The organism is Microbispora siamensis (genome assembly GCF_016863095.1).
Taxonomy (GTDB): Bacteria; Actinomycetota; Actinomycetes; order Streptosporangiales; family Streptosporangiaceae; genus Microbispora; species Microbispora siamensis.
In genome coordinates this window covers 16743-31335 of the sequence record NZ_BOOF01000001.1, presented here as the reverse complement: position 1 = coordinate 31335, position 14593 = coordinate 16743, and the positions used below count along the sequence as shown (strand labels likewise).

The 14593-nt window shown below is 68.1% G+C and carries 15 protein-coding genes, 1 tRNA gene and 3 pseudogenes; 5 read left to right on the top strand and 14 right to left on the bottom strand.

Annotated elements, in window-relative coordinates; genetic code table 11:
- Window positions 1-14: 14 nt before the first annotated feature.
- The 4 genes from Msi02_RS44365 to Msi02_RS00135 form a co-directional block, all read right to left on the bottom strand.
- Entirely contained in the window at window positions 15-296 is a 282-nt protein-coding gene (locus Msi02_RS44365; protein WP_373308221.1) for a CBS domain-containing protein, read from the bottom strand.
- Between the two features lie 161 nt (window positions 297-457).
- Window positions 458-652 (bottom strand): hypothetical protein, encoded by a 195-nt coding sequence (locus tag Msi02_RS00145; RefSeq protein WP_030509495.1) that lies wholly within the window; start codon window positions 650-652, stop codon window positions 458-460.
- 7 nt (window positions 653-659) lie between these two features.
- Window positions 660-1490 carry a hypothetical protein gene (locus Msi02_RS00140; RefSeq protein ID WP_204046514.1) on the bottom strand — a complete coding sequence of 277 codons (831 nt, stop codon included), beginning with the start codon at window positions 1488-1490 and terminating at the stop codon, window positions 660-662.
- Window positions 1487-2128, bottom strand: coding sequence for a hypothetical protein (locus Msi02_RS00135; protein WP_204046513.1), 642 nt, complete (start codon window positions 2126-2128; stop codon window positions 1487-1489). The genes Msi02_RS00140 and Msi02_RS00135 overlap by 4 nt, the downstream gene beginning before the upstream one ends.
- A gap of 118 nt (window positions 2129-2246) precedes the next feature.
- Between Msi02_RS00135 and Msi02_RS00130 the strand changes: the two genes are divergently transcribed.
- A complete protein-coding gene (locus Msi02_RS00130; protein WP_079319766.1) occupies window positions 2247-2582 on the top strand; it encodes a DUF6458 family protein in 336 nt (111 codons plus the stop codon).
- Window positions 2583-2625: 43 nt separating this feature from the next.
- Here Msi02_RS00130 and Msi02_RS00125 read toward each other — a convergent pair whose 3' ends face one another.
- Entirely contained in the window at window positions 2626-3060 is a 435-nt protein-coding gene (locus tag Msi02_RS00125) for a hypothetical protein (protein ID WP_204046512.1), read from the bottom strand.
- Window positions 3061-3152: 92 nt separating this feature from the next.
- On the opposite strand from Msi02_RS00125, the gene Msi02_RS00120 reads away from it, so the two are divergent.
- Window positions 3153-3226 (top strand) — tRNA-Pro (locus tag Msi02_RS00120).
- A 410-nt stretch (window positions 3227-3636) separates the two neighbouring features.
- Window positions 3637-3780: pseudogene (locus tag Msi02_RS44245) on the top strand (IS630 family transposase); the annotation flags it as partial.
- Window positions 3781-3837: 57 nt separating this feature from the next.
- On the opposite strand, the pseudogene Msi02_RS00115 reads toward Msi02_RS44245, so the two are convergent.
- From Msi02_RS00115 to Msi02_RS00080, 8 genes and pseudogenes are all read right to left on the bottom strand, one after another.
- A pseudogene (locus Msi02_RS00115) lies at window positions 3838-4524 on the bottom strand (IS256 family transposase); the annotation flags it as partial.
- A 165-nt stretch (window positions 4525-4689) separates the two neighbouring features.
- Window positions 4690-6729: a ThuA domain-containing protein gene (locus Msi02_RS00110; protein WP_204046511.1), complete on the bottom strand. Its 2040-nt coding sequence runs from the start codon at window positions 6727-6729 to the stop codon at window positions 4690-4692.
- A 92-nt stretch (window positions 6730-6821) separates the two neighbouring features.
- Window positions 6822-10748, bottom strand: a complete 3927-nt coding sequence (locus tag Msi02_RS00105) for a ThuA domain-containing protein (RefSeq protein ID WP_204046510.1) — start codon at window positions 10746-10748, stop codon at window positions 6822-6824.
- 219 nt (window positions 10749-10967) lie between these two features.
- Window positions 10968-11276: an ROK family protein gene (locus Msi02_RS00100; protein WP_204046509.1), complete on the bottom strand. Its 309-nt coding sequence runs from the start codon at window positions 11274-11276 to the stop codon at window positions 10968-10970.
- Window positions 11273-11431, bottom strand: a complete 159-nt coding sequence (locus tag Msi02_RS00095) for a hypothetical protein (RefSeq protein WP_204046508.1) — start codon at window positions 11429-11431, stop codon at window positions 11273-11275. The genes Msi02_RS00100 and Msi02_RS00095 overlap by 4 nt, the downstream gene beginning before the upstream one ends.
- Before the next feature lie 19 nt (window positions 11432-11450).
- A complete protein-coding gene (locus Msi02_RS00090) occupies window positions 11451-12020 on the bottom strand; it encodes a DJ-1/PfpI family protein (RefSeq protein ID WP_204046507.1) in 570 nt (189 codons plus the stop codon).
- An 87-nt stretch (window positions 12021-12107) separates the two neighbouring features.
- A complete protein-coding gene (locus Msi02_RS00085) occupies window positions 12108-12470 on the bottom strand; it encodes a GntR family transcriptional regulator (RefSeq protein ID WP_275414069.1) in 363 nt (120 codons plus the stop codon).
- A gap of 21 nt (window positions 12471-12491) precedes the next feature.
- Entirely contained in the window at window positions 12492-12644 is a 153-nt protein-coding gene (locus Msi02_RS00080) for a hypothetical protein (RefSeq protein ID WP_204046505.1), read from the bottom strand.
- A 118-nt stretch (window positions 12645-12762) separates the two neighbouring features.
- Between Msi02_RS00080 and Msi02_RS42870 the strand changes: the two are divergent.
- Window positions 12763-12970 (top strand): annotated as a pseudogene (locus tag Msi02_RS42870) (ISL3 family transposase); the annotation flags it as partial.
- A gap of 196 nt (window positions 12971-13166) precedes the next feature.
- On the opposite strand, the gene Msi02_RS00075 reads toward Msi02_RS42870, so the two are convergent.
- Window positions 13167-13769, bottom strand: coding sequence for a hypothetical protein (locus tag Msi02_RS00075; protein WP_204046504.1), 603 nt, complete (start codon window positions 13767-13769; stop codon window positions 13167-13169).
- A 155-nt stretch (window positions 13770-13924) separates the two neighbouring features.
- On the opposite strand from Msi02_RS00075, the gene Msi02_RS00070 reads away from it, so the two are divergent.
- Window positions 13925-14593, top strand: a complete 669-nt coding sequence (locus Msi02_RS00070; protein ID WP_079321023.1) for a response regulator transcription factor — start codon at window positions 13925-13927, stop codon at window positions 14591-14593.

The following is a 14593-nucleotide window of genomic DNA, read 5'->3' as shown; positions in this document are numbered from 1 at the left end:
CGGGGAGGGCAAAATCATGCGGAACACGCTATATGAGCAGCTAGCTCACTCACGCATGATTTTCGGCAGGAGCGAACAGGGGGCTGTCGTACGCTTCCCCGCACAGGGGACAGGGCCGTACGGAGACCGTCAGGCGGGAGCGGGATCGAGGCCGAGGGAGAGATCGGCCAGGGCGACGACGCCGACCCGGCGGCCGCCCCGACCACCGGAAGCTGGTGCACGTCCTTGTCGCGCATCAGCTTGGCGGCCTTCACCACCGGGGCCTCCTCCGGCAGCGTGACCGGATCGCGCGTCATGACCTCCTCCACCTTGTGGGGCATCTCGGTCTCCTGAGGGGACGTGACGCTCAAGGTCTCGCGGAAGACGTGCCTCCGCGAGACCGTTTCGCGCTTTTCAGGGGTGTGTTCTCCGGCGTTCTCCGGCGTTCTCCGAGGGGAGACGTTCGGTTCGCGGGGGGTCAGCGACGGACGCGTCCGCCACGCCAGCCGCCGCGCCAGGAGTTCACCCCGGCGGTGCCGACGCCGGCCTGGTGCAGGGACAGCAGGCACAGGCCGAGGGCGAGCAGCGCGGTCAGGCCGATGCCGATGCTGGCGTTGAGAAGGTCGAGGAGGAAGGCGATCCCGAAGACGACCGCCGCGGCGATGGCGAGCATGGTTACCTCACTTCCGGGTCAGGTGGGCAAGTAACGCGTGGTACTCGTGCAGGGCCAGGCGCAGCGCCTCGGTGTCGCCCCGCTCGTTGTCCTTCCACTGGTCGAGCAGCGCCTGCCGGCGGCTGGTGAGGGCCGACAGGGCCTCCTCCACCAGCGCGTCCGCCTGCTCGACCGACTGGCGGGGATCGTCGACGAAGCCGGTCTTGATCTCGCGCCACCGGCTCTCCAGCGCCTCGTCCAGGACGGACGCCGCGCCGGAGGCGGCGGTGGTGGCCGTGGCGGGGTAGGCCACCGGGCCGTCGACGGTGGCGCCGGTGGTGGCGTCGCCGGTGTACTCGGTGCCGTCCGTCTCAGGGGTGCGGTCCGCGTCGTCGCCGTGGGCGGTGTACGCGCCGGATCGCTCGGTCTGAGTGCGGGACTCGGTGTAGTCGTCCGTACGGCCGCCCGCGACGAGGCGGTCGCCCTCGGCCGTGTGCCTGCCGCCGGTCCGGGGCGACGTGAGGACGTCGTCGCCCGCCTGGCCGTACGGCTCGCGGAAGCGGGAGCCGTCGCCGTCCGCGTCGGCCGTTCCGCCCGTCTCCGCGTCGCCGCCGGTCTCTCTGTTCGTGCCGTCGCCGTACGCGCGGTCGCCGGCGTCGGCCGCCGTGCCGTCCGCGTAGCCGGCGGTGTACGCGTCGCTGGGGGAGTAGACCGGACCGGGACCCTCGTGCTCGTCCCGCCCGGCGTCCGCGAGCGCCCTCTCTCTGCGAGCCTCCTCCTCGAGGGGCTCGGGGGTCTCGGGAGTCGGCTGCTCGGCGATGTTGTCGCGCTCGTCGTACCTGTTGGTCCGCATCGTCATCGCCCCGCCTTCCGTACGTCCGCGTGGTGACCGTTCGCCGACACGCCGTCGTACCCGTCAGTGGTGTACGCGGCACCGTTGACGTGGTCGTTGAGAGCAACGTCGGCGCCGTCGCCGAGAAGCTCCTGGAACAGCGCGCGGTAGTGGACCATCGCCTGACGGAGTTCCTCCGTGGTGGCGTCCTGCCGGGCGGCGCGGCTGCTGATGTCGTGGGCCTTGCGGTAGTGGTCGAGTGTGGCGGCGTGGGCCACCGACAGGTCGCTCAGCCGCTGCTCGAACTCGTCCGTGGGATAGCCGCGCTCCGCCATCACCGCGGTGACCAGCGCGTCGGCCTCGGTCACGGCGAAGCCGGGAGCGTCCACGAACCGCTCCTGCACCTCGGTCCACTTCCTCGCGTACCGCTCCTGGGTCTGCGGGTCGAGCGGGCGGATGTCCAGCTTGGCGTGGCGCTCCTCGCGGGCGAGCAGTTCCTGCTCGGCCTCCTTGCGGCTGTCGCTCTCGCGCACCGCCCGTTCGTACTCGGGCCCGAACCGGTCCTGCAGGTGGCGCCGGCGGTTGCGTGCCGACACAAGGTAGCCGACTGCCAGGATCACCAGCACGGCGACGATCACGACGGCCACCCATGCTATGGCGGTCATATCTGCCTCCAGGGGTGAATGCGTTGTTCATCCGCACTGCCCGGGAATGCAGCCTTCACGCCTTGCGTAATCGTGGATTCTGCGGGTAAAGGGCCGTTGACCAGCAGAGGAGGTAGCCATGGGCTTCGGGGCCAGTCTCGCCTTCATCGCGGTCGGCGCGGTTCTCGCGTTCGCCGTCAAATGGGACGTTCCTGGAATCGACCTTCAAATGATCGGCTGGATTCTCATGGCCGTGGGAGTCGTCGGCATGGTGCTGACCGGTCGCTACACCCGCCGTCCGCGGACGGAGGAGACGGTGGAGACCATCGAGCCGGACACGATGTACACCGTGGACCCGGCGGCCGAGCCGCACGTCCACGTCCAGGAGACCGAGTCGCACACCGCCGTCCACCCGGGCGAGCGCCACGTGCACGTACGCGAGGAGACCACGCCCCTGCCGCGCGACGGTGTGTGAGCGGCCGTACGGTCAGGGCGTGGTGCCCGCCGCGTCCGCACGGTCAGGGCGTGGTGCCCGCCGCGTCCGCGGCCTCGCGGGCCTCGGCGAGGATCCGGGCGACGTGTGAGTCGTCCCCGGCGGGCACCTCGTGGAAGCCCCGCTCCGGGTCGTAGGCGATGTCGAGCCCGTTGTCGACCAGCCGGCTCGCCCACCGCAGGGCGGTGTTGAGCTTGTCCTTGGGGACCGGGCGGCCCTGGGTCGCGGCGGAGAGGTTCCGCAGGTTGGTGGCGGGACCGCTCTGGCTGTGCTCGCGCCGGAGCTTCCACGGCAGGGCACGGCTGTGGTCCGTCATCGGCTTGGAGAGGCCGGCTGATCGCTTCGCCTGCAGGATGCCCGACTCCGTGACACCGAAGTGCTCGGCGAGACGGGCGTTGGTCCACCCCTCGGCGGCCAGCCGGACGAGTTCTTCCTGGTCGATGCGCGCCTTCCTCCCCATGATCGCCAGCCTAGGCCCACTGGCGCGGTTCGTGTACGCACGAGGGCGGAAACTGCGCTAAGGTTTGGGTGTGCCCGGGGAGACCAGGGCAACGGGACGTAGCGCAGTTTGGCAGCGCACTTGACTGGGGGTCAAGGGGTCGTGGGTTCAAATCCCGCCGTCCCGACACTGTTCTAGCAGGTCGGAGCCGTGATCACGAGAAAGTGATCACGGCTTTTCTGTTTCTCGTTGCTCGTTTGTTGCTCGGACGAGCCGTCAGTTGCCGGCACCCCGATGTCTCCCGTTGCCGCAGGCTGCCGCCCATCCCAACGCCTTGAAGCGAATGAGCTCGCCGAGTGTTCGAACCAGCCAGCCGCAACGATCGGTAATGATGATCTTCAATGTAAAGAAGAACTCCGCAAGAGCACTATCTCGGGAACAGGCGTCACAGCCTTGTGCTTGGCGAATATGACTAGTGCTGTGACCGGAAACGATCACCGGGTTCGCGTGTAGTCCGTCGCGCCGATTGGATGTGCCGTACAGGTCCGATCGGCGCGAGGAGGCGCGGTGGCAGAACCGGTCAGGGTGCGAAGACTGATGGATCAGGAAGGGCAGAAGCTGCAGCGGATCGTGCGCCGGGGTAGCACCAGCTCGGTGCGGTACCGGCGAGCGATGATCGTGCTGGCCTCGGCCGGAGGTAACACCGTTCCGGTGATCGCCCGCCTGGTGCAGGCCGATGAAGGGTCGCGTCCACTGAGGTGGTGTATGAGCTGCCACCGCGTGGTCCGTTTCTGCAGGTTAAGCGGTGAGGGTGCCGGGGGGCTGTGCCTGATTCGGCGTGTCTCCGGGGATCACTCGCAGGCGGGCTTTGGCGAGGATGTCCAGGCCCATGTAACGGCGGGCTTCGGTCCATTCGTCGGTCTGCTCGGCCAGCACAGCGCCGACCAGACGGATGATCGCGGCCCGGTCGGGGAAGATGCCGACCATGCCGGTGCGGCGGCGGATCTCCTTGTTCAGCCGCTCTTGGGGATTGTTCGACCAGATCTGCTTCCAGATCTCCCGCGGGAACTGGGCGAAGGCCAGCGGGTCCTCTCGCGCGTGGTCCAGGTGGTCGGCGGCGGCCGGGTACTTGGCCTCCAGAGCGTCGATAACCCAGCGGTGCTGGGCGCGTACCTGCTCGGCGCTGGGCTGGTCGAAGATGGTGCGGACCAGGGTCGCCACCCACGGCTGAGCCGATTTGGGCACGGTCGTGAGCAAATTCCGCAGGTAGTGGGTCCGGCACCGTTGCCAGGACGCGCCCGGCAGGGTGGACCCGATCGCCTCGACCAGCCCGAGATGGGCATCAGAGATGACCAGCTGCACCCCCGACAGGCCGCGGGCGACCAGGCCACGCAGGAACGCCAGCCAGCCGGCGCCGTCCTCGCGTGAGGTGACCTCCAGCCCGAGGATCTCCCGCTGTCCGTTGGCGTTCACGCCGGTGGCGACATTTCACGACCCATCACCGCTCCCTTCGGAGGATGGGTCACGTGCGGCACCTACCGATGTTTCGTCGATGATCAGGAGAAGGTCGTGCATAAATCCGCGATAGTGGTGCGCTCCAGCGTCAGCGCGGCGGGAGCGGCGATCCACCGCCCCCGCCGCGTTAACGGGTCAGCGGCGGTTGAGGTTCTGCATCCACTCCCGCAGCTCGCGCGCCTGCCGCGCGAGCTCGGAACGCGCCGCAGCGTCGCCGGAGGCCTTGTCGTTCGCCAGGTCGACGATCGAGTTCAGCGCCGGGATGGCGGTGGTGTAGTTGGTTGCCAGGTAGCTGTCCCGCGCGATGTCCAGGGCGGCACCGGCGGCGTCCGCGGCGGCCGCGGTCAGCAGCCCGGCCGCTCGGTCGGCCTCGATCAGCAGGCTGGTCTCGCGGTAGGACGAGCAGTTGGCGCCCTTGCGGTCGGCGGTCGTCTCGATCCCGCCGAGGATGATCTGCATGAACGAGTCGTCGTAGTACTGCGTCCGGAAGTGGCCGAGGATGTTCGAGAACGCCTTGCCACCGTCCCAGTTCTGGCACCACGCGATCGGGTGGTCGCCGTTCATCAGCCGCAGCGGGTTGGTGGCCGCGTTGCCGCTGTTGAGGCTGCGCTGGTAGCTGTCCTCGTTGAGGCTCAGCAGCGTGTGCACGTCGGCCCGCATGTTGCGGTCGAAGTTGTAGAGCTCGTCGACCGTCATCCACCGGTCAGGGAGATGCGCGGTCGCCGGGTGCGTGTTGTCCTCGGTCACCACCTCGGTGTGGATGCAGCTGCCGCACTGGCCGAACCCGTTCTGGCCGTTCGGATGGTTGGTGAAGAACCCACCGACGAGGTCGCCGTACCACGGCCAGGTGCCGATCTCGAACGAGTCGGCGGCGCCGTGGATGCCGACATAGCCGCCGCCCTGGTGCATGTAGGCCTCGAAGTTCGGCTGCTCAGTGATCGGATTGAGCGGGCCCGGGTGCCCGACGTTGGACTCGAAGACGATCGTGTCGTACTGCTTGAGCGTGTCGAGGCTCAGGAACGGGCTCGTGGGCAGCGTGACGGTCGGGAGTTGCGGGTCGTAGACGTCGACGTTGAAGTTGTGCGCGATGCCGAGCTTCTGGATCGCGGCCACGGTGTGCGGGATGTGGTCGTGCCGGAAGCCCGTCGTCTTGGAGAAGACCAGGACGTTGTAGTCGGCGTCCGGGTTGTGCGGGAGCGGGGCGAGCACCGGGTCCGGGATGAACTTCGGGCCCTCCGCGGGCTCAGACTCGAGGCCCGTCGCGGGCTCCGGCGCGAGCCGGCCGTTGAGCTGGTCGATCAGGTAACGCGCATCGCCCACGAGTGTGCGGCGGGCCGAGCCGGGCGCGATCCGGTCGCCGGCGATCGAGACGAACTCGTTTAGGACCTGGCTCGCGCGCTTGGCCGAACCGGCGTCGGCGAGCGCCTTCGCCTGGTCGAGCTTGGCTTGGAGCGCCGCGCCGACCTCCGCCGGGACGCTGCCGGCGGTCACGAACCGGGTGATCAGCGTGCCGACGTCCGCGAACGATGTCGTCACGATGAACGTCTGTGTGTACTTCGCGCTGTTGGAAGCAGCGTCAGAGAGATGCACCGCGAGCGTGTGCACGCCGAGCGACAGGTCGGAGGTCTGCGCCGGCAACGGCGGGACCAGCTTGCCGTCGAGGTACATGTTCAGCACAGCCACTCCGCCCGAGCCGGGGGCGGGGTCCGTGCGCGTCGGGATAAGTGTGGCGACGTGACCGACGTGACCGTCGGTGATCGCCGGGTACGATGCAGCCGGCGCGCGCGTGTCGATCCGGACCGAGATCGAGCGGAACGCCGCGACGTTTCCGGCCGTGTCGACCGCGCGGTACCGGACGCTGGTGTTGCCCTCCTGCGTGATCACCGCCGACGCCGTGGCCGACGCCGGCGCCCCCTCGACGGGCACGTCGATGTAGGCGGCGCCGCCGTTGAGCGAGTACTGGAACTTGGCGATGCCGACGTCGTCGGTCGCCGACACGTTCAGCGTCACCGGGCCGGTGTACCAGTTGTTCTGGCCGGTCGGCGCAGAGGGCGACAGCGTCGCCACGTTGATCGTCGGCGGTGTCGTTTCCTGTGCCCACGACGGTGCCGCGGGGATGAGTGCGGCCGCCGTCAGGAAGGCGGCCACTGCCGATGTGCGAAATCTTCTCCGCATGAGTGTCTTCTCTCTTGCCGCTATACGGGAGGGTTCGCTAGGAGCCGATGCCCGTGCCGACGAACTCGGGTTCGTCGGCACGGGCGGGCTCGCTAGGTGCCGATGCCCGTGCCGACGAACTCGGCCCAGTTGAGGTTGAACAGGTTGCCGCCCGTGGCGCCACCCGTGACCGAGCGGAACACCAGGAACAGCTCATGCGTCCCGGACATCGAGACCGGGAACGTCTGGCTCGTCCAGGTTCCCGTCCCGCCGGTGGACACGAGGTTGGCCGTCGTCAGGATCGGCCCGGTGATCGAGTCCTGACGGACCTCGATTGCCGCCAGCGGCGACCCGGGCGTGCGGCCGGTCGCCGCGTCCGCCACGCGGAACGTGATCGAATCGATGTTGGTCAGGTTGAATGGGCCGTTGAGCTGGAGCCAGTCGCCCGAGCCCAGGCTGCCGCGGTGCACGCCGGCGCCGCCGTCGGTGTTGGTCGCCGTGTTGGTGCCGGACTGGTTGACGACGAACTCCACCTCCTGGTGCTTCTGGCGGATCTGGTGCTGGCCGGTCGTGGTCAGCTGTGGGACGCCGCCCGGACCGCCGTGGTCGGTGTAGCGCGCCTGGACCACGCCGAGGACGGTGCCGCCGTGTGAGACGTCGTCGGCCTCCGTGTGGAGCACGCCCGAGCAGCCGTTGACGGACTCCTCTGCGTGGCCGTGCGCGTCGTGGCCGAGCACGAACGTCACCTGCACCTCGGAGCAATTCACCGTCCCGTCCTCGGGGTCGGTGACCGTGACCGAGAACGGGATGTCGTCGCCGAACGCGAACGTCCCGCCCTCCACCGGCGTATTGACGACCACCGTCGGGCTCGTGTTGCCCACGGTGATCACGGTGCTGGTCGAGGTTTGCTTGCCGGACGAGTCGAGCACGGTCAGCACGGCCGTGTAGCGGCCGGACTGCGTGTAGGTGTGTGTCGGGTTCGGGTCGGTCTCGATCGCCGAGCCGTCGCCGAAGTTCCACTCGTAGCGGATCGAGTCGCCGGGATCCTCATCCAGCGAGCCGGCGCTGGAGAAGTTCACGGTCAGCGGCGTTGAGCCGTCGGTGCGGTCCGTGGTGAGCACGGCCTTCGGCGCGCGCTTGCCCTTGACGTACTCCCACTTGTACATGCCCGCGTCGGGGCTGATGACGTTGAACCCGTTGCCGTAGGTCAGCAGGTAGAACGCGCCGTCAGAACCGAACTGCAAGTCCATCGGGTTGTCGCACTCGAACCGGAACCTGCCTGCCCCGGCGTTCGCACGGCTGCCGCAATCCAGGAAGTTGTTGATCTTCTGGACGTGGTTGTTCTGCTTGTCGAGCTTGACCTCGCGCAGCGTGTCCTGCGTCCACTCACTGATGATCACCGAGTCGTCGTAGTACGGCGGGAACTTGTGAGGGTTCGGGTTCTCCGGGTCGTAGTGGTACTTCGTGACCCCGTGCGGACCGACGCCGCCGGTGTAGAGCTCGGGGAACAGCCGCGGGCATTCGGTCGTCGAGCCGGGCGCGATCGGGCCCGGGGTCGGCGCGTAGTAGGCCTCGCACGGGGTGCCGAGCGGCGCGTTCGTGTTGTTGTCGCGGTAGGAGTACCAGATGTCCGGGTCGGTGACCGGCGGGACGTCCCTCAGGCCCGGCTCGACCGTCGGACCGCCCTCAATGTTCCACAGCGAGTCGTTGCGCTGCGTCGGCCCGTCGCAGTCGAACTTCTGAGGCGGGTTGTTCAGCGGCGTGCCCGCGGTGGTGGTGCCGGGCGCGAACTCGTGGAAGTTCCACTGGTAGTGCGCGAGGTCGCGCTTGTAGCACGTCGGCCAGCCGTAGTTGGACGGCTTGCGCACGATCTCGTAGCGGCCGGTGCCCGCCGGGCCGTGCGAGCGCTGCGGTGTCTGGGCGTCGGGCGAGTAGTCGCCGATGTAGGCCACGTCGTTCTCGTCGACCTGGATCCGGAACGGGTTGCGGAAACCCATCGCGTAGACCTCCGGCCGCGTCTTGTCCTGCGGCGCGCCCGCGACCAGCGGGAACAGGTTGCCCGACGGGATCGAGTAGGCGCCCGTGCCGGAGCCGAAGTCGGCCTTGTTGGCGTCGGCGGCGGAGATGTTGCCGTCCTTGACCTTGATCCGCAGGATCTTGCCGCGCAGGTCGTTGGTGTTCAGCGCGCTGCGGCGCGAGTCACCGGTGAGCCGCTGATACCAGCCGCCCGCCTGCGCCGTGTTGGTGGCGATCGCCGGCGTGGCGGTGCCGGTCAGGCCGGCGCCGTCGGCGGTGATCTGCGGCTGATCGGACTGCTGCTTGCCGCGGCGGAAGAACACGTTGACGTTCGACGTGTTGACCGGGCCGCCGCTGGTCTGGATCTCATCCGCCTCGATGTTCGAGAGCGCCTCGAGCGCCGCGTCGATCGCATTGCGGTCCGCGTTCCACGCGATCGGCTCCGTCGTCTGGCCCTCGAAGGTCAGCGTGAACGTGCCGCCCGTCGCGTTGGTGACGCGCACGGTCTGCTGCTCGTCGGTCTTCTGCGAGTTGTACGGCCCGTAGCCGCCGCCGTTGATGCCGCCCGCGGGCGTGTCATCGCCGGTGACCATCCAGAGGTTGCCGTGCTTGTCGAAGTCGATGTCGCCCCCGACGTGGCAGCACTCCTGGCGGTTGACCGGCACGCGCATGATCTGCTGCTCGGAGCCCATGTCGAGGTGCGCCGGCGTGCTGTCGGTGGCGTCGACGAACTTGAAGCGGCTGAGCTGGAAATAGCCCACGTACGGATCCCACGCGGTCTTGGACGCCGCCACGTCCGGCGGGGTGGTGTTCGGCGTGATCTGGGTGACGACCGATCCGTCGCTCAGCTTGACGTCGGTGACCTCCTTCGGCGAGTAGTAGAGGTAGACCCACTTGTTGGTCGCGAAGTTGGCGTCGACCGCCGGGCCATAGAGCCCGTCCTCGCCCGCGGAGTAGATCTGCTGCGTCATCGGCAGGCTCGGATCGGCGAAGTTGGCGACGACCGTGGTGACGCCCGTGGTCGAGTCGTGCATGCGCAGCGAGCCGAGGCGGTCCGTCTGCAGAATGCGGCCGTCCGGCAGCTGGTCGAAGCCGATCGGCTCCTGCAGGTTCGGCGGCGAGCCGATCTTCGTCTGCTGGTAGTTGGCCAGCACGGTCGCGCCGCAATCGCTGTAGACCGGGTCGGCCTGGCCCGCGGCCCAGCCGATCGCGCCCTTGAGGTGCTTGGTGAGGCCGGCGTCGAAGCTCGCGGCCGTGTTGCCCAGGCTGGTGTAGAACGAGCGGCCGCCCTGGAAGTCCTTACACCACGAGACCGGGTGATCGGCGCCCATCGTGCCCCCGGCGATCCCGTCGAGGTTGGCACCCTGCGGCTGCGGCCCGAACGGGTCCTCGACGACGGTGTCGAGGACGTGTGACACACCGCGGACGTTCTTCGTGAAGTTGTACCAGTTGTCGGTCCGCGACCAGATCTGCGGCAGATCCTTGGTCGCGTCGTGGACGCGGTCGGCGACCTTCACGTCACCCGATTGCACGTCGGTCCTGCTGGACGCACGCGTCCCCAGGATGTCGGTCAGGAACGACCAGGACTCGTCGGTCTCGACCGCGGAGCCGACGCCGACGAAGCCGCCGCCGTCGCGGAAGTAGCTCTCGAAGTTCGCGCGTTGCGCGTCCGTGAGCGGGCTCGCGTGACCCGTGTCCAAGAACACGACCGCGCGGTACTGCTCCAGCTTCTTCTTCGTGAAATGGTCGCCCACGTCAGCGGGCCCGGGCGCCACGACCGTGAAATGACCGGTTCTGGCCGCATCCCGGATCGCGGCCAGGCCGGCCGACGACACCGCGTCCTGGGTGCTGCGCACCACGAGCACCTTGAAGCCGGCGTCTGGTGGTGCGGCCTTGGCGGCAGGCGCGGACGGCTGCAGCAGCGCCGGTGCAGCGACGAAAGCGGGCTCAGCCGCCGTGGGGGCCTCGGCGCTCACCGGCGTCGCGAGGAGCGTGATGAAGGGGGCGATGAGGGCTAAGGCCATCGTGGTCGCGGTGCGACGTCTCGGGCGTCGTCCGTTTTCTGGCAGGGCTGCTTCGAGCAGCCTGGCCCACGTTCGATGACGTGGAGACATGAAAAACCCTTCCTGACCGGGGGGACGTCAGGCAAGGCGCGCGCCGCCGCGCTTGTTGCCGCTTGTTGGCGTTGGTTGCGGATACGGGGGGTTGCTGGAGAGGTGCCGCCTCCAGGTCTGTGGGGGCCGTCAGTAGGCTGTCGGCCGGGGTAGTGAATCCATGATCGTGGTCGGGTCGTCGATGATCCGGTTGACCACCATGCTTGCGGCGCCGCGGGAAGCGGCGCCGAAGCCGAGCGTGGAGGCGACGAATCGGCACTGGGCGGCGGGGGCGGCCACCACGAGCCGCTGCAGCTCATCCTGCGCGTGAGGCAGCAGCCATTCGGCCAGTGAGGCGAAGTAGCCCCCGATGACGATCACTCGCGGGTTGAACAGGTTGGCCACGATCGAGCCGCCGAGCCCGAGCCATTGGCCGACCTGCGCCACCGCCTGCATCATGCGCCGGTCGCCAGCGCCTGTGCCGTCGTCGCCCAGGCTCCGGATCCGGTCGTACCGGGTCCGGAGCCGTGCAGCATCAGCACCGCGGGCCCGGTGCCGCTCTCCATGACGTGGACGGGGGAGCCGTCGACGGTGACGGTCCGAAGTGCCGTCACCGAGACACCTCGGGTGTGCTCATGCCGATGCGGAGTCGATGGACTTCGAGAAGACCTCCATCATCGCCCTGCCGAATTGCGGCATGTCGGGCCAGCCCCGGCAGGAGACGAGGTTGCCGTCCACGACGTCGGGAGCGTCGATGACCGTCGCGCCCGCGTTCTCCATGTCACCGGTGATGGGGGGGAAGCACGCCGTCTTCCGGCCCTTCAGCAGCCCGTACACAGCCGGCACCTGCGCGCCGTGGCACACCAGTGCGATCGGGAGGTTGCGCGCGAAGAAGTGCTCGGTGATGCGCCTGACGTCGGCGTCGACCCGGATCCACTCGGGGGCACGTCCCCCGGGGATGATGAGGGCGTCATAGCGCTCGACGTCGACCTCGGCCCAGGTCACGTCGACCGGCAACTTCCGGCCGTTCTTCTCCACGTAGGCGTCGGAGTTCGGGTCGAACTCGTGGATGACCAGCTGAACGTCACGCATCGTCCGTGACGAGACGTCAACGTCCCAGCCGCCCTCCTGCACGCGATAGTAGGGATACATGGTGTCGAGCTCCTCGGCGGCATCGCCGGTCAGGAGCAGCGCTCTGGGCACCTGCTTCTCCTCGCAACTGGGGCGGGTGAGGTGGATCCAATCCAATCCGATCCGATTGCGTCAGCATTCCTCGACCCAGCCCGCCCGTCAAGCCTTTACGCCATTCCGTCCGCGCCCTTCGCGTAGCCCGAAGGCGCCATAGGCCATGAGCCCGTTGCCCCCCTCCAGTTCCGCCATCTCCTCCAGCAGTCGTCGCAGACCGGCCACCTGCTTCGGGGATGCGCGTTCGGCGGATCTGCGCGCCGCTGCCGGATCGAGGAGCAGGCGGAGCTCGAGCATGTCCTCGAATCGCTGACGGGTGATCTGGGGGGGAATGCGATAGCCGGCATGGGGCACACGCACGACCAGGCCCTCGGCCTCCATCCGGTTGAGAGCGTCTCGGATCGGCGTCTGCGAGACCCCCAGCTCTCGCGCCAGGGCGTCGATCGTGACGCGGGAGCCAGGCTCGATCCGTAGCGACCGACCGTCACATCAACATACGTAATAGCCGAGTTTCGGGAAGTCCTCCAGCTGTCCGAGCAGCGTGTCGTACACCTCGTCGGCAAGCCGGCCGCGAGATCTTCCCGGCGGCGTTCCGCCCGTCATGGCCCCAGGGCGCCGCGCGATCATCACTTCGTCGTCCATCGTGACGTGAGGTCCCTTCTAGCGTCTTCGCGAACCTGTTGACATCGGTCGCAACGCTGCTGCATGCTGACGACCACTCGGATCGTATAGGAAAGGTGACGGATGCTAGCCATCCTGCGTGCGGGAGCGGCGCGCCGCCGAGCCGGCCGTCCCGGTCCCCCAGCTGTTCGGTGAGATCAAGGAACTCGGGTACTCGCGCAGCCTCAACCTGCTCTACCGCTACATCACTCGAGGCCGGGCCGAGGGGCGATCGGCCCGTCGTCACGCCACGCCGTCTTGCTCGGCTCCTACTCACCCGCCCCGGCAGGCTGCGTGAGGCCGACACCACGTTTGGTGTGAAGCCCGCGACGAGCGCGCTGACGGCGAGCAGTTGCAGGAGCGCCGTGCCGGCGAACTCGGCGATGACCTCACGCCATCTGCCCATTGCTGTTCCCGCCGCCCGCGCCGACGGAAACGTCCCGCCGGCGAGGTGGCCGGCGGGACGTTCGCATGGAGTGGTCAGCGCCTGCGGCGAGTCGTGTGTCAGTTCGGCGTGACGGCCACCGGGGCGTCGTCCCCGACGTGCACATCATCCATGCCCTCACCGAGCTTCTTGGGCAGGGGGCACTTGGCGTGCGCCAGCTTGCCGTCGACGTAGATCTTCTCGTCGCTCGGGCCGAACCCGCCGCTCTCCTCGCCCTTGACGTGCACGATGCAGACGACGCCCTTGCCGGGCAGCGGGGGCTCCTTGCAGAGGGCGCTCGGCTTACTCTTCGGGGCCTCCTTGCCGTCCACGAAGACCTTGCCGCCCCTGAACTTGTCCCCCCTGAACTTGCCGCCCTTGTCGGCCCTGTCGGCCTTGGCCTTCATGATGCAGGCGACGCCCTTGCCGGGCAGCGGGGGCTCCTTGCAGAGGGTCCTCAGCTCACTCTTCGGGACCTCCTTGCCGTCCACGAAGACCTTGCCGTCCTGGTCGACATTGACAGTGGTCTTGCCCTCCCCCGTGGCCGTCGGACCACCCTTCACGGCGCAGGCGACCCCCGGCTTCGGGGCGCCGGTGGAGGTCGCGGACGCGGCCGTGGCGCCGCCGATGCCGAGGCCCACCGTCATGACGACCCCCGCGAGGATCATGCTCCTCTTCTTCATTCTCTGGTCACTCCCTAGATCGGCTGCCCGTGGGGGCCGCCAGTGATCGGTTGACGGAACGCTCCGCAGTTTGGGCCCCTACACCTGAAGCGACCCTGAAGAGGTAAAAGATGATCTTCAGGTTTACCTTAGGTACGTACCTTCACCCTGTTGATGTGCGCCTACTTCTGGTGGAAGACGAACGCAGGCTGACCGAGCTGCTCAAAGACGGCCTGACCAAAGAGGGCTTCGCGGTCGATCTCGCTTACGACGGGTGCGAGGGCCTGTGGATGGCGACCGAGCATTCGTACGACGTGATCGTGCTGGATGTGATGCTGCCGTTGCTGCACGGCTATGGGGTCTGCGCGAAGCTGCGGGAGGCTGGAAACTGGACGCCGATCCTCATGCTGACCGCGAAGGACGGAGAGTACGACGAGGCGGAGGCGCTGGACACCGGCGCGGACGATTATCTGACAAAGCCATTTTCGTACGTCGTACTGCTGGCGCGACTAAGAGCACTGGCCCGGCGCAAGGTGCGGGAGCGGCCGACGGTGCTGACCGCCGGGGATCTCCGGGTCGATCCGGCGGGGCTGAAGTGCAGTCGCGGGGACGTACAGATCGCGTTGACACCCAAGGAGTTCGCGATCCTGCACTGCCTGACGCGGCACGCGGGCGAGGTGGTGACCAAGGCCGAGCTGCTCGCCCAGGCCTGGGACTTCGCGTACGACGGCGATTCGAACGTCGTCGAGGTCTACATCAGCGCGTTGCGCCGCAAGATCGACAAACCGTTCGGACGGACGACGCTGAAGACCGTGCGGGGCGTGGGCTACCGGCTGGAGGGTTGA